Origin of the sequence: uncultured Bacteroides sp. (assembly GCF_947632445.1) — a bacterium.
Lineage (GTDB): Bacteria > Bacteroidota > Bacteroidia > Bacteroidales > Bacteroidaceae > Bacteroides.
In genome coordinates, this window is the sequence record NZ_CANRPM010000009.1 from 15,481 (window position 1) to 36,401 (window position 20,921).

At 44.8% G+C, this 20,921-nt stretch carries 16 protein-coding genes and 1 tRNA gene; 10 read left to right on the plus strand and 7 right to left on the minus strand.

What is annotated here, in order from left to right:
- Positions 1 to 15: 15 nt before the first annotated feature.
- Both mef(En2) and Q0Z70_RS03290 read right to left on the minus strand, forming a co-directional pair.
- Positions 16 to 1,221, minus strand: a complete 1,206-nt coding sequence (gene mef(En2) / locus Q0Z70_RS03285) for a macrolide efflux MFS transporter Mef(En2) (protein WP_005786079.1) — start codon at positions 1,219 to 1,221, stop codon at positions 16 to 18.
- 327 nt (positions 1,222 to 1,548) lie between these two features.
- Positions 1,549 to 1,635, minus strand: a tRNA-Ser gene (locus Q0Z70_RS03290).
- Between the two features lie 96 nt (positions 1,636 to 1,731).
- On the opposite strand from Q0Z70_RS03290, the gene Q0Z70_RS03295 reads away from it, so the two are divergent.
- The 10 genes from Q0Z70_RS03295 to Q0Z70_RS03340 all read left to right on the plus strand — a co-directional run bounded on the left by Q0Z70_RS03295 (position 1,732) and on the right by Q0Z70_RS03340 (position 13,659).
- On the plus strand, positions 1,732 to 2,295 hold the full coding sequence (locus Q0Z70_RS03295) for a porin family protein (RefSeq protein ID WP_298072615.1): 564 nt from the start codon (positions 1,732 to 1,734) through the stop codon (positions 2,293 to 2,295).
- Positions 2,296 to 2,379: 84 nt separating this feature from the next.
- Positions 2,380 to 4,845, plus strand: coding sequence for a primosomal protein N' (gene priA, locus Q0Z70_RS03300; protein ID WP_298072617.1), 2,466 nt, complete (start codon positions 2,380 to 2,382; stop codon positions 4,843 to 4,845).
- 20 nt (positions 4,846 to 4,865) lie between these two features.
- On the plus strand, positions 4,866 to 5,579 hold the full coding sequence (locus Q0Z70_RS03305) for a phosphatase (RefSeq protein WP_298072619.1): 714 nt from the start codon (positions 4,866 to 4,868) through the stop codon (positions 5,577 to 5,579).
- 741 nt (positions 5,580 to 6,320) lie between these two features.
- Positions 6,321 to 6,653, plus strand: coding sequence for a His-Xaa-Ser system protein HxsD (gene hxsD / locus Q0Z70_RS03310; RefSeq protein ID WP_298072621.1), 333 nt, complete (start codon positions 6,321 to 6,323; stop codon positions 6,651 to 6,653).
- Between the two features lie 4 nt (positions 6,654 to 6,657).
- Positions 6,658 to 8,082 (plus strand): His-Xaa-Ser system radical SAM maturase HxsB, encoded by a 1,425-nt coding sequence (hxsB, locus tag Q0Z70_RS03315; RefSeq protein WP_298072623.1) that lies wholly within the window; start codon positions 6,658 to 6,660, stop codon positions 8,080 to 8,082.
- A gap of 6 nt (positions 8,083 to 8,088) precedes the next feature.
- Positions 8,089 to 9,729 carry a His-Xaa-Ser system radical SAM maturase HxsC gene (gene hxsC / locus Q0Z70_RS03320; RefSeq protein WP_298072625.1) on the plus strand — a complete coding sequence of 547 codons (1,641 nt, stop codon included), beginning with the start codon at positions 8,089 to 8,091 and terminating at the stop codon, positions 9,727 to 9,729.
- Positions 9,729 to 10,040 (plus strand): hypothetical protein, encoded by a 312-nt coding sequence (locus tag Q0Z70_RS03325; protein ID WP_298072628.1) that lies wholly within the window; start codon positions 9,729 to 9,731, stop codon positions 10,038 to 10,040. Before hxsC ends, Q0Z70_RS03325 begins: the two co-directional genes overlap by 1 nt.
- A 154-nt stretch (positions 10,041 to 10,194) precedes the next feature.
- Positions 10,195 to 10,443, plus strand: a complete 249-nt coding sequence (gene hxsA2, locus Q0Z70_RS03330; RefSeq protein ID WP_298072630.1) for a His-Xaa-Ser repeat protein HxsA2 — start codon at positions 10,195 to 10,197, stop codon at positions 10,441 to 10,443.
- A gap of 417 nt (positions 10,444 to 10,860) precedes the next feature.
- A complete protein-coding gene (locus tag Q0Z70_RS03335) occupies positions 10,861 to 12,036 on the plus strand; it encodes a PDDEXK nuclease domain-containing protein (protein WP_298072631.1) in 1,176 nt (391 codons plus the stop codon).
- 492 nt (positions 12,037 to 12,528) lie between these two features.
- On the plus strand, positions 12,529 to 13,659 hold the full coding sequence (locus tag Q0Z70_RS03340) for a DUF5009 domain-containing protein (RefSeq protein WP_298072633.1): 1,131 nt from the start codon (positions 12,529 to 12,531) through the stop codon (positions 13,657 to 13,659).
- Positions 13,660 to 13,807: 148 nt separating this feature from the next.
- Here Q0Z70_RS03340 and Q0Z70_RS03345 read toward each other — a convergent pair whose 3' ends face one another.
- The 5 genes from Q0Z70_RS03345 to Q0Z70_RS03365 form a co-directional block, all read right to left on the minus strand.
- Entirely contained in the window at positions 13,808 to 14,473 is a 666-nt protein-coding gene (locus Q0Z70_RS03345) for a Crp/Fnr family transcriptional regulator (RefSeq protein ID WP_298072635.1), read from the minus strand.
- Between the two features lie 200 nt (positions 14,474 to 14,673).
- Complete coding sequence (locus tag Q0Z70_RS03350; protein WP_298072637.1) at positions 14,674 to 16,179, minus strand: TrkH family potassium uptake protein; 1,506 nt, start codon at positions 16,177 to 16,179, stop codon at positions 14,674 to 14,676.
- A 1,183-nt stretch (positions 16,180 to 17,362) separates the two neighbouring features.
- A complete protein-coding gene (locus Q0Z70_RS03355; protein ID WP_298072639.1) occupies positions 17,363 to 17,908 on the minus strand; it encodes an NUDIX domain-containing protein in 546 nt (181 codons plus the stop codon).
- A gap of 18 nt (positions 17,909 to 17,926) precedes the next feature.
- Positions 17,927 to 19,150 carry an S-adenosylmethionine:tRNA ribosyltransferase-isomerase gene (locus Q0Z70_RS03360; RefSeq protein WP_298072641.1) on the minus strand — a complete coding sequence of 408 codons (1,224 nt, stop codon included), beginning with the start codon at positions 19,148 to 19,150 and terminating at the stop codon, positions 17,927 to 17,929.
- Positions 19,151 to 19,533: 383 nt separating this feature from the next.
- On the minus strand, positions 19,534 to 20,907 hold the full coding sequence (locus Q0Z70_RS03365; protein WP_298072642.1) for a DUF1735 domain-containing protein: 1,374 nt from the start codon (positions 20,905 to 20,907) through the stop codon (positions 19,534 to 19,536).
- Between the last annotated feature and the right edge of the window lie 14 nt (positions 20,908 to 20,921).

Genomic DNA, 20,921 nt, shown 5'->3' on the forward strand with positions numbered 1-20,921 from the left:
CTTTAATAAATAATACTATGCGTAATTATCCAACTGCTTGATTGAAGAAATAAAATTTGCACCCACTCCAATCAGAAAGATAACCCATCCGCTGATCATAAAGACGGATGTGATACCCCATGCTTCCACCCAATATCCTGAAGCTACGATACCCAGCATTGATGGAAAGGTACTCAAACTAAAGATGAGAGAAAAAGTCCGTCCAAGCATGTCCGAAGCCAAGTTCTGCTGAATAATAGCGATGAAAAGCGCATGGTAAATGGAATAGGCTATGCCTCCTGTAAATGTTAGGCAAACAAAACCTATAAATGCGCTTGATGGTAAATAACTGGCGCTAATCAGATACAATCCCAATATCACATAAGCCGTATGCATCACTAATGTTTGCTTGCTTTTCAAAGCCTTACAGGCAAGTACTAAACCGCCCAACAATGCCCCTGAGCCCCAACCCATTTCCACAACTCCCATTTGCAAAATGTTTCCGTTGAAATGCAGAAGCGTCATAAAAGGAAATAACGTAAAAACAGGCATAAGGACAAAAGTCACCAGCGTAAAGCATACGAATAAAGGCAAAATGCCCATTGTACGCCGCAAGGTATGCCAACATTCCGTCAGTTCTTTTTTGAAATCTGGAAGAACTTTCGTTTTTTGAAGAGAAGGAATCTGGACACAAAGTAAGGTCAGACAAGCAGCAACAGCTCCGATCACATCTATGAGCAGAATATACTGTATGGGAAGCCAAACAACGAGGCTTGCCCCTACAACGGGAGCTATCACCTCACTGAAGGATTGAATGGAATGGTACAAACCTGATACCCTGACAAGATGGTGCTTGGGAACCAGTAGAGGGATGCTTGCCTGTAAAGCAGGTGCATGAAACGTACTGCCTATTGAACGACAAGCAGTCAATAGATAAAAAAAAGAAAGGTCTTTATAACCCTTGGTTATCACAATAAAAAGACATAGGGTACAGAACGCGATGAACAAGTCCGAATAAAACATCGTTTTCTTTCGATTCCATCTGTCAACATAGACCCCGGCAAACAAGCCTAATACAAATTGTGGTAAAAATCCAGCTAAAATAGCCAGAGATAAAGCTGTCGGGGATTTAAATTCGTTGCTAATCCAAAAAATAATGGAGAAGCCAACAATCGTACTTGTTAAAATAGATATGAGTTGGCCTATTCCTATCACGGCCAAAGTTGATTTCCAATGATTCATTGTGCTAATATTTCATGCGTTTATAGATAAGTACTTTCGTACATTAAGCAAAACGAAATTCTATCCACACAAAAAACTTGTATTATAATCCACTCCTGACGTTGGAATACAATAACAAATACTTTCAGGACGATGTAAAGTCCTGAAAAATCAAACTGAATGGATAGATAAATATTAGTCTTTTCTCATCGGATTCTTTTAATATCGCTACTCTTTTATTATGTAGTGGTTGTATTATCTTAAATAAAACAAAAACACCCGACTTTACATTCTTGGGTGTAAAACTGGGTGTTTGTTTTGCAATTTGCTGATTTTCAGCGTTTGTTGCGGAGAGACAGGGATTCGAACCCTGGGAACAGTTACCCGTTCACCGCATTTCGAGTGCGGCCCGATCGACCACTCCGGCATCTTTCCTTCGTTTAGTCGTGCAAAGGTAGCAGTTTTCTGTTAGATTATGCTCTTTTCATGGAATATTTTTATATATTTGCCCAAAACTTTAAAAGGAAGAATATGAAAAAGTTTTTAAGTATCTTGTGGGTAGCCGTGTGCTGTATGACATTGGCTACGCCTGCCCAGGCTCAGCTTAAATGGGGCGTGAAAGGCGGTGTGAATATGTCGAAGATTGATTGGAACGGTGGGCCTGAAGGCAATAAGGACAACCGTGCCGGTTTCTTTATTGGCCCGATGGCCGAATTTACAATACCGGTTATTGGTTTGGGTATAGATGGGGCTGTGATGTATTCGCAGCGCGATAAAGATGATTTCAAACAACAGGGTATGGAAATTCCTGTCAATCTGAAATATACGCTTGGATTGGGCAGTATGTTCGGTATTTATGTAGCTGCAGGGCCGGATTTCTTCTTCAATTTCAAGGATATGGATTTACAGGGTTTTGAAGCTAAAAAGAAACAGGTCGGACTGAATATCGGTGCCGGTGTGAAGTTGGTTCACCATCTACAGGGCGGTGTGAATTATCAGATCCCTTTGGGGGATAGTTTTACTAAGAAAGATGTACAGAGGGAGGCCAATTCCAAGACCAAGACCTGGCAAATCTCATTGGCATATATGTTTTAGAAAAACAGTTGTTTGACAAGTCAATGGCGCTGCCAACCTTTTTGATTGGCAGCGCTGTTTTTTTATCGTATCTTTGCAGTCACGATGGAAAAGTTTGTCGATGTCATATTGCCCTTGCCCTTGCAGGCTTGTTTTACGTATGCCTTGCCGCCTGAGATGGACGGACAGGTACAGACGGGCTGTCGGGTGGTCGTATCCTTTGGTAGGAAGAAATTCTATACGGGTATTGTGCGTAATGTGCATTGCCTGAAGCCACAAGGATACGAAGTGAAGGAAGTGTCGGCTGTACTCGACGGACAACCCATTCTGTTGCCTTTGCAGTTTAAATTTTGGGAGTGGCTGGCCGACTATTACCTTTGTACGCAAGGAGATGTTTACAAGGCGGCCTTGCCGTCGGGACTGAAGCTGGAGAGCGAGACGGTAGTGGAGTATAATCCCGACTTCGAAACCACAGAACCGCTTCCTGAGCGAGAACAGAAGGTGCTCGACCTGCTGGCCATCGAACCTGAACAGACGGTGACCCGGCTGGAGAAGGACAGCGGACTGAAGAATATCCTCGCCGTAGTGAAGTCGCTGCTCGAAAAGGACGCCCTCTTTGTGAAAGAAGAATTGAAACGTACCTACAAGCCTAAAACGGAGATGCGGGTGCGTCTCACCGAAGCCGCACGTAACGAACGGCGGCTGCACTTCTTCTTCGACGAACTGCAACGCCGGGCGCCAAAGCAGTTGGACCTGCTGCTGAAATATATCGGGCTTTCCGGTTTCTTGAGCGGACAGACTGTCAAGGAAGTTTCCAAAGCCGAGTTGCTGAAGCGTTCGGGTGCCACGCCTGCCGTGTTCAGCGGGTTGGTGGACAAGGGCGTGTTCGAGGTCTATCAACAGGAAGTGGGGCGACTGGAAACCGTTTCGCAGGCCGTGATACCTCTCAATGCGCTGAACGTGCACCAGCAGCAGGCTTTCGACGAAATCCGAGCTTCGTTCCGCGAGAAAAATGTCTGCCTGCTTCACGGAGTCACTTCCAGCGGCAAAACCGAAATCTATATCCACTTGATTGACGAGGCGGTTCGTCAGGGTAGACAAGTGCTCTATCTACTGCCCGAAATCGCCCTGACTACCCAGATAACCGAACGCTTGAAACGTGTGTTCGGCAGCCGGTTAGGTATCTATCATTCCAAGTTTCCCGATGCCGAACGGGTGGAGGTATGGCAGAAGCAGCTTTCCCATGAACCCTACGACATTATCCTGGGTGTGCGTTCGTCTCTCTTCCTGCCTTTCCGGCGGCTGGGACTGGTCATCGTCGACGAGGAGCACGAGAATACCTACAAACAGCAGGATCCTGCTCCCCGCTACCATGCCCGCAATGCGGCTATCGTGCTGGCTTCCATGTGCGGGGCCAAGACCTTGCTGGGCACCGCTACGCCCAGTGTGGAGAGCTGGTACAATGCCACCGAGGGCGGTAAATATGCTTTGGTGGAGTTGAAGGAACGTTACCGGGAAATCCGGTTGCCCGAAATCATTCCTGTCGATATTAAGGAATTGCAGCGCAAGAAGCGCATGAACGGCCCTTTCTCACCCCTGCTGCTGCAATACGTGCGCAAGGCGCTGGAGCAGAAAGAGCAGGTCATTCTCTTCCAGAACCGTCGAGGCTTTGCACCGATGATCGAGTGCCACACATGCGGCTGGGTGCCCAAGTGCAAGAATTGCGACGTCAGCCTTACCTATCATAAGGGGCTCAACCGGCTTACCTGCCACTACTGCGGCTACACACAACCCGTGCCCCGCCAGTGTCCCGCTTGCGAGGGAGTGGACTTGCGCAATCGCGGTTTCGGTACAGAGAAGATAGAAGACGATGTGAAGGCCATCTTCCCTGAGGCCCGTGTGGCCCGTATGGACTTGGACACCACCCGTACCCGTGCGGCCTACGAACGCATTATCCGCGACTTCCAGCAGGGGCGGACGGACATCCTCATCGGTACGCAGATGGTGTCCAAAGGACTGGACTTCGACCACGTCAGTGTGGTGGGCATTCTCAATGCCGACATTATGATGAACTATCCCGACTTCCGTGCCTACGAGCGTGCCTTCCAGCTGATGGCCCAAGTGGCCGGGCGGGCCGGACGCAAGAACAGGCAGGGTCGGGTGGTGCTACAGACCAAGAGCATCGACCACCCCATCATCCCGCAGGTAATGCACAATGACTTCGAGGGAATGGTGGCCGGGCAGTTGGCTGAGCGGCAGTTGTTCCGCTATCCACCTTACTATCGGCTGGTGTACGTCTATCTGAAGCATCGCAACGAGCAGCTGCTCGATGTCATGGCGCAGACTATGGCTGCCAAGCTGCGTGCAGTATTCGGCGCACGAATATTGGGGCCCGACAAACCACCCGTGGCCCGCATACAGACACTGTTCATTCGCAAGGTTGTCCTCAAAATAGAAACCAATGCTCCGATGGCGCGTGCACGTCAGTTGCTGGTGCAGGTGCAGCAGGAGATGGTGGCCGAAGACCGTTTCAAGTCGCTCATTGTCTATTACGATGTCGACCCGATGTAGAATATAACAGGAATAAAGATATGAAGATAGCATTAGACATACATACGCACACGTTGGCCAGCGGGCATGCTTTCAGCACCCTGCAGGAGATGGCGCAGGCGGCTGCCGACAAGGGACTGGAACTGCTGGGCATCACCGAACATACGCCCGGTATTCCCGGTACCTGCGACCTGATTTATTTCCGTAACCTGCATGTCGTGCCCAGACGTATGTATGGAATAGAACTATTGCTTGGGGCGGAAATCAACCTGCTCGATACGGAGGGACACCTCGACTTGGACGAGACACACCTGAAGAAGCTCGACCTGCGCATTGCCGGCATCCATTCGCTATGCTATCAGCCGGGCACACCTGAGGAGAACACGCAGGGACTGCTGCGCGTGATAGCCAATCCCTACATTCACATCATCAGTCATCCCGGCGACGGTACGGCCCGCTTGCTGTTCGAACCCATTGTTCTTGCGGCGAAGGAACACCACACGCTGCTCGAAATCAACAACAGTTCCTTGAAGCCCTGCCGCCACAAGGAAGAGGCCCGTCCCAACAACCTGGAAATCCTCCGACTGTGCAAGCAGTACGAAGTACCCGTCATCCTGGGCAGTGACGCCCACATTTCGTTCGATATAGCCAATTATGAATATGTATCGGAACTCATTTGCGAGGCAGACTTTCCCGAAGCGCTTGTCTTGAATGGCGATGTAGCACGGTTTAAACAGTATTTGGGTATCATGTGATTTACGAGAGAAGGCATGGTGGCTCTCACGCTATATGTGGGTTGCTATTGTGACGCTGGAAGAATATTGTACTTCTGCATTCAGATTACTAATAGTCATGGGAATAATACTATTTTTTTCACAGGCAGGTTCTTCCTGTCTGACGCCGTGCTTGCTGACCCTCTGACAAAGTGCTTCGTCCACTCCTCATACAGCACTGCATGACACCCTCACGCAGCACTGCGTCGAGACTTCAGAAAGTGCTGCGTGACAGCAGAAGGGAATAGACATTTCATTGCCAATCCATTGTCAGCTATCGCAGCCTGTTGTTGCTTTGAAAAGACCCCCACCATTGAAGTGAACTTTATCAATGACGGACAACTTGCTGTCTTTGGATTTTATGTCGAACTCACGTTAATATAGAAATTAGACCTTAAATGAAAAGAAAAACATTAAAATAAAGGAGATTATCACAGAAAATCTCTACTTTTGTAACTGGATTGAGGCGACTCTCTCCAAGACATATTAGAAAAGAAAGAAGCGTTATGCTTATCTTGTGATTTGGAAACGTAGGAAATTTTCAAATTTAGCACAAGGATGGCATAGTGGTTCTCACGCTATAGCGTGGACTGCTATTAACCATATCCGTGCTAAAGGTATTCCTACGACCTCCAAATCAGAATGTGGTAGCACTGCAGTTCCACGCTTCGGTGTTTAATAATAAGAGGTCTTCGAGGGGCTGGAAGACTTGGAGGACATATTATGGCGAATATAAAGTTTCCAGTCGTAGAACTTGATAACAACAAGTTTCAAGTCATTGTAGATTTTAATCTATACACAAAGGAGGTTGTAACGGCATCCATCTACAAATTCTCACATCTATTTTATATCTATCAACAGACGGATGCAGACAATCCGAATCTCGTGAATGTTATTTTTGAATCGAAAGATGACAATACTATAACAGAAGATATAACCAAACAATTCTGTAATGAACTTATAGACCAGCAACTGCGACATAACGTCAATGCACAGTTCGGACATATTCGTGATATGATAGTTGAAGAAGCGTTCAAACCTGTAAATTCAAAATAAGAATATGGGCTATCAGTTATTGCCATTCCGTTTTGAACGGTTTAATGATACGGAATACCTCCTTACGAATGAAGTCGGGGAATATATCTTCATGCAAAACGAAGACTTTCATCGTTTTGTAGATGGGAAAATAGATACACACAGTGATTTGTTTTATGACATTGAATCGAAACAAATTGCCACGACAGACAAGATAGAAGATGTAGTTTCAATGCTTGCAACAAAATTTCGCACAAAGAAAAGCATTCTTCGTGACTTTACTTCTTTACACATGGTTGTTCCCACCTTGCGTTGTAACTCCAGTTGCATATATTGCCAAGTAGCACGCAAAAACCGGGACGACCACTCTGCCGATATGACAAAACAAACGGCTAAGAATATTGTTAAAACAATTTTCCAATCGCCTTCACCGTGCATCAAGATAGAGTTTCAGGGCGGCGACCCATCAACAGATTTTGAGATGGTGAAATATATCATTGAGGAAGCAGAGTGGCAAAACCTATTCAAAAAGAAAGATTTGGATTTTGTTATTTGTACCAATTTGACCCTCCTGAATGAAAAAATGGTGAAATACCTCAAGAAGCACAACTGCATGATTTCAACATCATTGGATGGTCCTAAAGATTTGCACGATACAAATCGTCCGCTGCAAGACAAGGAGTTAGACCATCATGCAATCTTTGAGAAGCACCTCTCCATGATACGGAGAATATGGGGGAACAATGATTGTACATCCGCTCTTATGACAACATCAAAATATAGTCTGGGACGTTTTAAAGAAATAATCGACGAGTATGTACGATTAGGGTTCAACAGTATATTCTTACGATCTCTTAATCCATACGGTTTTGCAAAACAGTACAAGGAAAAGATTGCTTATCCAATAGAAGATTTCATTGAGAATTACAAAGAGGGACTTGACTATATCATAGAACTAAATAAGAAAGGGACATTTTTTGTAGAGGGATTTGCTGCGCTCCTTTTAAGGAGAATGCTTACCCCGTTTGCTACTGGCTTTGTTGATTTGCAATCTCCCGCAGGCGTTGGTATAGCAGGAGTGATCTATGATTATGATGGAAGCGTATATGTATCGGATGAAGCCCGAATGATGGCGCGCTTCAAAAATTATTATTTCAGATTGGGCAATGTGAATGAGAACAGTTATCAGGAAATGTTCAATGGTGATCTTTTACACCACATAATTTCTTCTGCATGTACAGAGTGTCTGCCTGTATGTTCCGAATGTGTGTTCCAACCTTATTGCGGTGCAGACCCCGTGCGTAATATGTCCGAACAAGGGGATATGATAGGCTTTAGACCTACAAATGAAATGTGCAAAAAGACAAAATCAATCATACATTACTTGTTTGAGTTATTGCACAAACATGACCCTGAGATAAACAGAATTTTTTGGTCTTGGTTAAATTGAGTAATTATGAAGCAGATTCAAGGTAAATCAGTTAATATAGAAGAGGACATTGTTGGACGAATAACTTTCGAAAAGAATATATTTCAGCGTTCCAACGAAATATGGGTTAGTAAGGACACATCAAGTCCAGCGTTTGGATATGTTGCGACAATTACGACAAAAGAAAACATTGCAAGTAATAGTAAGCCTTATTGTATAGTCAACAGCGTTAGAGACTTCAATGAAGGCGATGTGGTTATAATCAATAAGCAAGGAGAAATAATCTTCTTATATGAAATTCAATCCCATCATAATGCGATAATGGCTACAGAACGATGCAACCATCGTTGCATTATGTGTCCCCAGCCGCCAGTTGTACAAGAAAAGGATAAAACGTCATTCAATCTGAAGCTGATTTCTCTATTTGACAAAAACACTCAGGAAATCGGTATAACAGGTGGAGAGCCTACACTTATTGGTGACAATTTATTCGTCCTGATAAACCATATAAAGAAAAAGCTTCCCAAAACAGCCATTAGTATTCTTTCAAATGGAGTCAAGTTTGCAGACAAGGGATATGCTATGAAACTGGCAAAATGCCGACATCATGATTTGCAGATTGATATTCCGCTTTTTTCAGATATTGCAGAAGAACACAATCGTATTGTCGGAGCGAAAACTTTTTATAAAACCGTGCAAGGATTATATAATCTTGCATTGTTTCATCAACGAATAGGAATTAGAATAGTCGTCCATAAGCAAACCTATAAACGGCTGCCTCAGTTTGCAGATTACATTTACCACAACTTTCCATTTGTTGCGCAAGTTGCTTTTATGCAAATGGAAACGACCGGATTAGCAAAAGATCATTTCGATCAACTTTGGATAGACCCCTATGATTATAATGAAGAATTACGGGAAGCGGTCTTGTTACTCGCGGACAGAGGAATGAAGCCATATATCTACAATGCGCAGTTATGCGTGTTACCCGAAGACATCAGATGTTATGCCCAGCAGTCTATTTCTGATTGGAAAGACATATACATTTCAGAGTGTGATGGATGCGTATTGCAGGGTCAATGTGCTGGATTCTTCGAATCAAACCGCCTTCACCATAGCCAACATATAAAACCAAAGCTGAATTATACTCCTCAGCCGAAACCAATTGATGAAAACCAATCATTATCAGCTTTTGTAACGTCAGCCCTGACAAATATTGATATTGTTGGGAACAAAGTACTTGACATTCCTTGTGGATATGGAAGATATACAATGTGGCTTGCTAAACAAGGGTTCAATGTGCTAGCGGTAGATATTGATGATGAAGCGATAGAGTATGTTTCAAATATCATTGCTCAAAATGGACTCACGGATGTACGTATAAAAAAGAAAGACATTCTTAATATCACGGATTCCAACGTTTGTGATGTTTTGATAAATATTCATCTTTATAACAAGAGTTTTATACCAATTTTTGCGAGGTTACTAAAGAAGAGTGGTGTTCTAATTATTGAGACTCCTGAGAATCGTGCAGGGAACTATATGGAATTGCCGAAAGAAGGAGAGTTGAGAGAGTTGTTATCGGAATCATTCGACATTCAAAAATACAAAGAGTCAAAACCAACCAACGGAAGTGTATCCGTTAAGGTTATAGCTATAAAAAAATAATGATAAAGAAGAAAAAGCATTTGTTTAACTTTAAAAGGAGGTCTTATGAAAAAATAATTTTTTCGGTATCTGTTGTTTTTGTTAGTGTTAGCTTTGTGGCTAATGCGACAGATAGGGTTGTGGCTCTGTTTGCTAATCATGAAATTGAGCAACAAATTGAAGAACAAAGCCAGCAGCAATTGGTACTGCAACCTGCTCTTAATTTTTCTAATCAAGACAGTTTCATGTCCCATAGCTCGCATGGCTCTCATGTTTTTCACAGCTTTCATAGTTCGCACAGATCACATAGCTTCCACTATTCTAGCAGATAGATACTAGAAATACAATTGGGTGAGGGTGTTCCCCCAAAAAGCCATTTAATAAGGTTCAAGGGATGCCCTCTTTAAAAAGGTTGAGCAAAATATATCATCCGATATATCGTGTGTTAATTAACTGATTGTCTAACATTAAAAGAAGGAGGTATCAATGAAGAAACTCTTATTCTTTGCAGTCTCTGCAATTCTTGCAGGAGCGAGCTACTGTACTTCTGTTGGAGAAAAGATTGTCGCTAAAGTAACAAACAGCGACACTCAAATCGAACAGCAGCAAGAACAGACGTTGGTGCTGGAACAGTCCTCTGCCGAGTTTAATCTACTCGCAAGCCACAGTTCCCATAGCTCTCACAGCTCTCACAGCTCTCACAGCTCGCATCGTTCTCATTATTCGAGCAGATAAATTGTAGAGCTAAATGATTTTCCGGTGCGCCTGATTTTTATTGGGCGCACTTTTAATGTTCTCTAAGAAGTTTCTCGATTTCAAAGGCTCACAATCATCTACATTATCGGGTGTATACATGAAAATAAGGATTTTACTTTGTCATTGATTATCAGATATAATACGTGATTGGATTTATTGCAATACCGACCTGCCCGGCCTTCAATCATATATTTCCCTGTTGTAAGGCAAATTTCTTGCAAAAATCATCGGCTAAACAATAAATCTCTATAACTTTGGACTTTGGAAGCATCGCGATAATCATTTAAATGGTATAATTCAATACTATAAGTTGAATGCTTTTACCGCTATGTTCCTATTAATCAAGAAAACAATTTTAATTTTATATTGAGTTCATGTGAAATAGATTTGAGCAACATGATGCAACAGACTAACAACATATCCGTAATCTATACAGAGGCGGCGGAAACGATTAAAACCGCTATACTGCAAGGTCAGTATGAGGTTTTGAAAGGAGAGAACCGCATTCAGCTGGCCGTGTATTACAGCGTAGGTAAGTATGTGTCACAAAATTCACGAAAGGGGAAATGGGGAACTGGTGCGCTCGCAAGCATAAGCAATCACCTCAGAAAAATACTTCCGGGATTGCGTGGTTTTTCGGCCGAAAGCCTTAAAAAAATGAGGTTGTTCTATGAGGCGTGGGATATGCTGGATAGCAGTCTGCACAAATCTTCTAATTCGGTAATTGCAATTACCGAATTAGAAGAAATGTCACGACCAGTAATTACGATTACCGAAACTGAGCAAATAGACATATACCATGCAATGGCTATTCCCAATACCGCAGACTTCCCGGTGATGGAGTTCCTGGCCGTGCCGTTTACACATCATACAAGAATTATAAGCAAGGTAAAGGAACTGCAAGAACGATACTATTACATTCGGAGGTGTGCGCAAGAGCACCTATCTGTGGAAACTCTTGTAAAACTCATTGACAATAATGCCTTTGCCAGCCAACAACACCTTTCCAACAACTTTTCGAAAACGATGCTTGATGCAAAGGAGGCTCGCAGAGCTGTAATGATGTTCAAGGATGAGTACGCACTCGACTTTATCAATGTGGAAGAAATCGGGGAACGTGAAAGTGAAGACATAGACGAGCGATTGGTGGAACAACAGATTGTCCAAAATATCAAGCGGTTCATTATGACCTTTGGACGTGATTTCGCTTTTATAGGTAATCAATATCACTTGGAGGTTTATGGCGTAGAGCATTTCCCTGATTTGCTTTTCTTCAATCGCGAATTGAATGCAATGGTATGTGTGGAACTAAAGACAGGTTCTTTCAAGCCTGGGTATCTTGGGCAACTCATGGCCTATCTGCGTATTTTGGACGATCATGTGAAAAAACCGCATGAAAACCCAACCATAGGGATTGTGCTATGCAAAGAGGCTGATAAAGAATATGTGGAATATGTCATCCAAGACTACAACAAGCCTATGGGTGTCGCCACTTATACAACTTCGGCGGATATGCCCGAAAAATTGCGTAACGCTTTACCTGATATTGAGGAATTGAAGAAATTATTGTAAATCGCGAGATTATTACTATGGAACTGAAAAAAATAGATATGGCGAAATTGCGGATATTATGGGCGGAGTAGTATATCAGCCTTCTGATATTTGTGATAGGGTGTAAGAATTCTTCGTGGTGGGAATATTCAATCTCAAAGTATCATAATGAAGGCTGATAATATTTCCCTCCGGGTCATGTCCCATTTGAGATCGGACTGTGGGCTTCTGTCACCGCCTACAATCTTTCCGTAAGGAGAACAACAAGCATAAAAAACATTGTGAGGTTTTGCAAAGGCGGCCTGCTCGGTCTTCAATCATATATTTCCCTGTTGCAAGGCAATTTTCTTGCAAAAATCATCGGCCAAACAATAAATCTCTATAACTTTGGACTTTGGAAGCATCGCGATAATCATTTAAATGGTATAATTCAATACTATAAATTGAATGCTTTTACCGTTATGTTTCTACTAATCAAATGAATAAATTAATCTCTATTTCGAGCTTACTTTTATGAATAATACTTATCCCCGATTGGAATCACTGGATGCTCTTCGTGGTTTCGATTTATTTTTCTTAGTAGCCTTAGGCCCCGTAATGTCGTCATTGCTTCATGCTACAGACACAGAATGGGCCAATCATTGTACGTGGATGTTTACTCATGTCAAATGGACCGGTTTTTCTCCTTGGGATTTAATCATGCCGTTATTCCTTTTCATGTCGGGCACCTCCATGCCTTTCGCATTAGCCCGCTATCGGGATATGCCTGATAAAAGGCCCTTGTTACGTCGACTATTCAAGAGAGTATTGCTCCTTTGGCTTTTCGGCATGATTTGCCAAGGGAATTTACTGGCATTAAATCCAAAGCAGATTTATCTGTTTTCCAATACATTACAGGCTATCGCCGTTGGCTATATCGTAACTGCTTTACTTTTTCTGTACACTAACCGTAAAACCCAAATCATTACAGCCGTCCTGCTGCTTCTCGTTTATTGGGCAGGAATGCAATTCATATCCATAGACGGTTATGGATCCGGTAACTATACACCGCAAAGGAATTGGGCCGAATGGCTGGACATCACTGTATTAGGACGCTTTCGTGACACAGCGCAAATTGTGAACGGACAAGTGACCATGGCTCCTTGGTATCATTACACTTGGCTTTGGAGTAGCCTAAACTTTATCGTTACTGTGCTGACCGGATTGTTTGCCGGATACATCGCTAAGGATCGGATGGAAGAGAAACGTAAATTAAAACTCTATTTCGGCCTCGGCTTCACAATGGTCGCGGCTGGCTGGATCTGGAATTTCCAGATGCCCGTCATCAAAACGATTTGGACCAGTTCGATGGTATTGGTCAGCAGTGGCTACTGTTTCCTGTTGATGGGGCTCTTCTATTATTGGATTGACTACAAAGGTCACCGCTCAGGCATCACTTGTCTCAAGGTGTACGGCATGAACTCCATCGTGGCCTATATGTTGGCTAATGTCATTAATTTCAGATGTATGGGAGAATCGTTGTTCTATGGATTGGAACAGTTCTTAGGCGATTTCTATCCGGCTCTGATAGAAAGCGTGAATGCCGCTGTCATCTATTACATTTTATGGGTCATGTACAAGAACAGGATTTTCCTAAAAGTATAACAATGAAATGCGGCAAACATGATCAATCGCAATCCATTCGCCACATCAACTTTAACATAAAGAACAGATAGATGCAACGAACGATGCGCGTAATGTTGGGGTCTTTGGCCAAGATGTCGTGACAGAGGTAGAGATACAGGGCAACGGTTCAGGCAAATAGCTTTTCGGCTGCCGGGATGACGATTTCCCCGCGATGCAGTTCCAGCAGTCCCTTGTCCTGCATGTTGTTCAGGGCTTTTGATACGCCGTTGCGCGTATCGTTCACAATGGTAGCCAGATCTTCCATCTTTATTTTCAGCGATTTGCTTCCTTGCAGTCTTTTTAGGTGTGTACGTATGAAGTTGCTGATGCGTGCTTCTATGTTGTCAGGCGTATATCCCCACGTACTTTTGTTCAATAATTGCAGTTGGCTGCTGACGATGTTCAGATAGTTGAGTCGGAAAATTTCGTATTTCAGCAGGTCGTTGATTACCGCTTCCTTGTTGATGCTGATGCTATTGATAGGAGTGGTAGCCGTATATCTGGCCGAATAAGTGGTATAAAGTCCGAATAATGATTGCGGTTCGATCAGATAGGGAGCTTCAAAATATTCAGTCAGGCTGTAGTGCTCTTGCACCGATTTAGTGGTGGCCGCTATGTTCCCGTTTAGAATGAATATAAGCCTATCGCACGGAGTACCTTCTTGAACAAGCGTCTCTCCCGTTTTCTGTTTGGCGAAATGTAGCTTTACTTTTTCCAGAATACGAGTGAAATCCTCTACGGCAAATCCTTGGAATAGGGGAAGTTGCAATAAAATATCAAATATCGTGTTCATAAAAGTCCCTTTCTGTTTTGAAACAAAAATACTCATTATTGGCGGCTGCAACCTTCTGGTCCCCTTTCCTTTTTGTTTTTTTATTATTTCTTATAAATGCTATTCAATCTGTTCCTTTCCACTTGTAACGTGAAAATTGGATCGTTTTTATTCGCCGGAAAAGGGAGAAACCAACTAAAGCAGATGCCTGTTTTTTTACACTATCTGTTTTTCCAGAAACTGGGATAGAACAACAACAGGACGCAGAACATTTCCAAGCGGCCAATTAGCATCAGGAATGACAGAAACCACTTGGCGGCATCGGGTAGCGTGTCCCATGAGAAAGCAGGGCCGTAATTACCCAATCCCGGACCTACGTTACTGATACTTGAAACACTAATACTGAAAGCTTCGTCGAAGTTGACACCCAGAAATATCAGAATTGCCCAGCAGACGAGTATGATAAGCATGTAGAGGCTGATAAAAAAAGCTACAGCCATAACTGTACTCGGTGGGGTGGCTTGTTTGTTGATTCGTATTGGAAGAACGGCATTGGGATGCAGTAGCTTTTTGAAGTGATTTCGGATACCTTTAGCCATGATCATCAGGCGCAGGTTCTTGATACCTCCGGCCGTTGAACCTGTACATCCGCCTGCCATCATGGCAAAAATAAGCAGTACCCAGGTGAATGGCGGCCATAGATCGTAATTGTCAGTATTGAACCCGCAGGAGGTATGAATACTGGCTACCTGGAAAAGTGATTTACGAAAAGCTTCTTCGATACCATAATTGTTGCAGACCACCAGTGAGGCTGCGATGATGAAAATCAATAAGAAAATGGAGCAGATGAACCACCGAAGTTCTTCATCATGCAGAAACTTTGTGGCTTTCCCTTTAAGAAGCATATAGAAAAGGGCAAAGTTGAAACTACAGATAATCATGAAGAACGAGATTACATATTCGATGAAGGGGGAGTTCCAATAAGCTATACTGGCTTGCTTGGTGGAGTAGCCGCCGGTAGAGGTAGTGGTAAAGGCGTGGCAGATGGCATCAAACCAATTCATTCCGCCAATGTGGAGAAGGAAGGTTACGACAGCTGTGAGCAGAAGGTACACTCCCCAAATCCATTTGACCATGATACTGATCTTCGGGTGGAGTTTGTGTTGAGTGACACCTGTCGCTTCGGCTGAAAAAAGCTGTACGTTGCCTTCACTGAAAATTGGCAGGATAGCAATGGCGAAACAGACAATACCCAATCCGCCTATCCATTGGGTAAAGCTACGCCAAAAGAGGATGCCATGCGATTGGGCATCAATATTATCCATGATTGTAGCTCCTGTTGTTGTAAATCCTGAGATGGTTTCAAAGAAAGCATTGCTGATGCTGTCTACACTGCCGCTCAGGTAGAAAGGCAACATGCCGAAAACTGAAAAAAGCAGCCAGGACAGACTGGCAATACAATAACCGTCGCGTTTGCTGACCTTGCGTTCCGCACCACGGCTCAGTAGGATCAAAAGGATGCCGACAAGGGTATTGATGGCAGCAGTTTGCAAGAAAGTGAATGTTTCCGGTTCTTGATATATCCAAGCTACCAGTGCACAAATCAGAAACATGGTAGTTTCTACAAATAGTAGGATACCCAGCACCCGTGCGATCATTTTTTTGTTGATGAGGCTGTTCTTCCTTTTTGATCGGTCGTATAATGTATCAGCTATAAACCCTTCCATATTTCCTGGTATAGTTTGATAATCTCTTATTTCGTGAGGGAGGGATACGGTAAAATCTGTGATCCTTTGCAAAACTGTGCCTGAAATCAGTCAATCAGTTTTAGTTCATTTCACAGGTGCAACCTCGTCTCTGTCTTTGTGCGTCGAAACTACAAGAATCAAGTAATCAATCGTTTGCGCATGTCAAGTAACTCTTTGGACAAAAGTATATCAAAATAATCGAACCGCAAAGGAATCGTTGCACAAATTCATTGCCAATCGGAAAATCATTTATCTCGGTCGGGACATACAGAATAGCGTAAAGAGGATCATGACGGACAATCATAAAAAATTGTAGAAGTCGCAAGGCATTTTAGCCTTTCAACTTCCGCAATAACACGAATATGGGTGCCCTATATGGGTGATATACCTTACATCGTCATCGGTTGCATAAGGGTCGGAGGACAACAAACATCCTCCCTTTTTTATCAGCTATCTTGTCTATGAAAGCTTCCAAATCACTTTGGAAATAATCCGGGAGGGGGCTTAAAATAGTCCTGTCACATCAAATGCCAGATTTTCAATAAATTAGTGCGACACCTTAGGGCATTTGGTAAACATTTCCGCGAAAAATAAAAAATACCTTGCCTTTAAAGGTAGCCTATTTTTTATTTTATTTCAAAAAAGTTTGCACAGCCCTGTCACGTGTCGCAGCAACCGGCTGTATATCAGTAAATTGGTGTGACAGGACTGTTTTACCCGTGCCAAAAACCCGTTTTTCTTCCTTCTTTTTTCACGGGCAATTTCTTCCGTCCTGACGCCGTGCTTGCTGACCCTCTGACGAAGTGCTTCGTCCCCTCCTCAGAAAGCACTGCATGACACCCTCACGCAGCACTGTGTCGGGACTTCAGGAAGTGCTGCGTGGCAGCGGAAAAGAATAGACATTTCATTGCCAGCTATTGCTGTCTGTTGTTGCTTTGAAAAGAACCCCGCCATTGAAGTGAACTTTATCAATGACGGGCAACTGGCTATCTTTTGATTTTATGTCGAACTCACGTCATTTAGAATATTTTTCTTCAATTCAAGAGCAAAATTCTTATCAAACTCATCAATAATACAGAAAATATCCGTAACTTTATCCTTGGTAATCATTGTCGTTGATTTTGTAACTTATTGTTTGTCAGACTTAGATGTACAAAATAATTCAGTGATTACCAACTTTTAAGGGAAATTTCTTATCCCAACTCACGTAAGAAAGGACTTTCTCCACCTCTCCTTCAAAGTTGGGGGTAAAGACACCCTTGCCCATGTTGGCACGGATTTCCTCGATGCGCCAGAAGCGTCCGCCGTCCAATTCGTCGCTGGGGGTGACAGGGCCGTCATACAGAGTCTTGTATGTGAAGACCAGTTCGCGTTCGCGGGCCGACTCGAAGACGTAGTGCATCACCTGCTGCGGCATAAAATCGACGATGCCCAGTTCCTCGCGCACCTCGCGGCGCAGGGCCTGTTCCACACTCTCACCCAGATCCACATGGCCGCCCACAGCCGTATCCCATTTGCCGGGCTGTATGTCTTTCCATTCGGGTCGTTTTTGCAGATAGAGTTCACCACGTGAGTTGAACACATGCAGATGGACAACGGGGTGCAGCAGCTTGCTACCGTTGTGACACTCGCCGCGCGTAGCGGCACCGATGATATTACCCTCTTCATCGACGAGGGGGAACATCTCTTGCTTGTTGTCTTGGTTCATAATCTCCTAATCTAAAGTTTACGGTATCAATAGCGACGAGTCGCCGTAGCTCAGGAAGCGGAAGCCGTGTGCCAGCGCATAGTCGTAGATGGTGTGCCAGTCACCATGGACGAAGGCCGACACAAGCAGCAGCAGTGTACTCTGCGGCTGGTGGAAGTTGGTCACCATCGCCTTTACGATGCGGTAGTCATAGCCCGGAGCAATGATAATTTGCGTATGGGTGTGCAGGGTCTCCATGCCGTGATGGTCCAGATAGTCGCGAACTGCTGTCAGAGCTGCAACCGATGTGGGAGCCTCTTCCGGCATCTCATAAGGCTGCCACTGACGGACGTGCAGTTCCTCTCCCGTAGCATCGGGGTTCTTCAGCAGCATGACCCCAATGTGATAGAGGCTTTCGAGGGTACGTACCGACGTGGTACCCACCGCTATGGCCTGCCCGTCGTGAGCTATCAGTTGGTCTATCGTGCCACGAGACACGGAGATGTATTCCGTGTGCATCTCGTGCCCCTCGATTTCCTCGCTCTTCACCGGCTTGAAGGTACCGGCTCCCACGTGCAGTGTCAGTTCCTCCAAATCGACTCCCTTCGTGCGCAGGGCGTCGAGCACGCGGGGAGTGAAGTGCAATCCGGCAGTAGGCGCAGCTACGGATCCTTTTACTTTGGAATAGACAGTCTGATAAGTTGTCTTGTCGCTTTCCTGCGTCTCGCGGTTCAGGTAAGGTGGAATAGGCAGTTCGCCGAACACTTCGAGAATGTCGGCAAAGGTTACTTCGGCATTGTCCCAGCGGAAGTCTACCCAGTGACTGGTACCGCGACATTCGCCCCGCTCGGCAGTCAGTGTCAGCGGACGTCCCTTCACCGTCATCTCGCGACGCAGGGAGCCTCCTTTCCATTTTTTCAGGTTGCCTATCATGCAAAGCCAGGCAGCATGTTCCGTCTGCTGGAAGTTCAGAGCGTAATCATTCGGTTCCATCGGTTCGAGGCAGAATACCTCGATAAGCGCCCCCGTCTCCTTGCGGAAATGCAGGCGAGCCTGGATGACCTTGGTATTGTTGAAAACCATCAGGCTGCCGGCCGGCACATAGTCGGGCAGAGAAGTGAAGCGGTCTTCCGTCACCCCGCCATGTCGGTAAACCAGCAGTTTGGATTGGTCGCGCACAGGCAACGGAAACTTGGCGATACACTCGTCGGGCAGCGGATAGTTGAACTCGCTGATATGGATATGTCTGGGATCTGGTTTCATAATTATAGGCTTATTTCGGACGCAAAGGTACGGATTATTTGACAAAGGTTCCCCTATTCCTCTGGCAAATCCTTCCAATACGACATAACTCATGGCTTGAAATAGACTTCCATAAACTTTGCAGGAGACGATACAAGGCTCCGTTCACTTTGTCCGGTCCGCATGTCCCTTTTTATGCAGCCTGCGGTCGTAATGGAGAAGACACAGCATCCCTTTCTATCAAAGACTGCCCGCCATTGAGTAAAGTCTATCAATGGCGGGCAGCTTGCTATTCCGGTTTTATTCGCGCTAAATAAAAGGGCGACCCTTAAATACTTGATTTTCGGGTCACCCTCTTCACGTTTTATTCAAATGAGATTTAGTTGGTTAGAAAAATTGTATGATCAAAGGCCCCACAGACCAAATTCGCCCAAGTTGAAGAAGCCGCCCGTTCGGCAGTTCCCATTACCCTGTAACACACAGAAGCGGAAATAACTGAACTCGTGGCCTGCATCGAAGACGGGCGACAGATAGCGAGCGTTACCGGTATTGGGCAAACCTTCGCTTATCTCACCACTGAGGCTTTCCCAGCTGCTGCCGTCGTAACTTATAAACACCTCGATAACCTTGGGCGCCGAACTGGCATTCTCGAAGCGGGTGTAGTACTCGAATTGTACAGTGCTCATGGGGCGCTTCAAATTCACCTGAATATAGTTGCCGTAAGTAGGATCACCCACGGGCGCACTCCAACTGGAGTGGAAATGCAAACCGGCTCCGCGACCATCTATCAGACCGGCCAAACCGGTACCGTCTTGATAGTTCGTTTCTATAGAATTGGCACTCAGCATGTCCACCGTCAAATCTACTAAACCGTTGTAAATACCGATGTAGATGATGGACTCGTCCAAGTCGAAGTCTTCAAACGAACACCTGGTCAGCCTGACGGGCAGAATGTATTTCTTCATGTCATTCGGGCGGGTTACATCAATGGATAGTCGGGCCGAAGTCTGATCTGAAGTGAACATGATGGTGCCATTGTCCGCCAGCGTGTAGTTCTCTTCAGGGAGCAGGGTGTAAATACCGCCATGCGAAGCATTATAGCTGTCGAAGGCTTCAGGAGCAGCCACAGCCGTCGCGGTAAAGTCCCACTGGTTGTCAATAGGAAGCACTACCGGCACCTCCAGGGTCTGGCGGTCTTCACTACCGGCGGCGAAACTGGCCAATAAGTTACCGTCAAGATATTCTGTCCGGCTGAATCTGACATTAGGCGTCATAATGTTCGGCACAAGCAGCAACAGGCTGTCGTTCACCGTAGCTTCCGTACTGGTCAGCAGCAAAGGCAGGGCGTAACGGGTGTTCGGGCTGGCTTCAAACAAAGTCTTCAGCTCGCTGGTCTTGAAGATGGTTTTCACCTTGGCGTAACGCTGATCGGCCCCGGCAAAAGACAGGTCGTTATTTTCCAGCGAATAGTATTGAGGGGGAATCATCGTGTAGCTCAGGTTCCACGTCTCACAATATTGTGCGAACTCGGCGGCATTCATGGACTCCACCCTGCCGGTAGCGGACAATTCCGGTTCGCTACCACCTTTCATCACGGTGAACTCATATTCGCCGTCGAAGCCGGTGGTATATAACGCATTGGCTACCGTACCCGAAGTCTGCAACGTCAGGGTAGCATGGTATTCCTCGGGAAACAGATCGTCGTATGTTTCGCAACTGCCCAAGACAAGCAGTACGCTTGCCAGCAGTAAGTTTGTCAAATATACAGTTCTTTTCATACTCTTTCAGATTG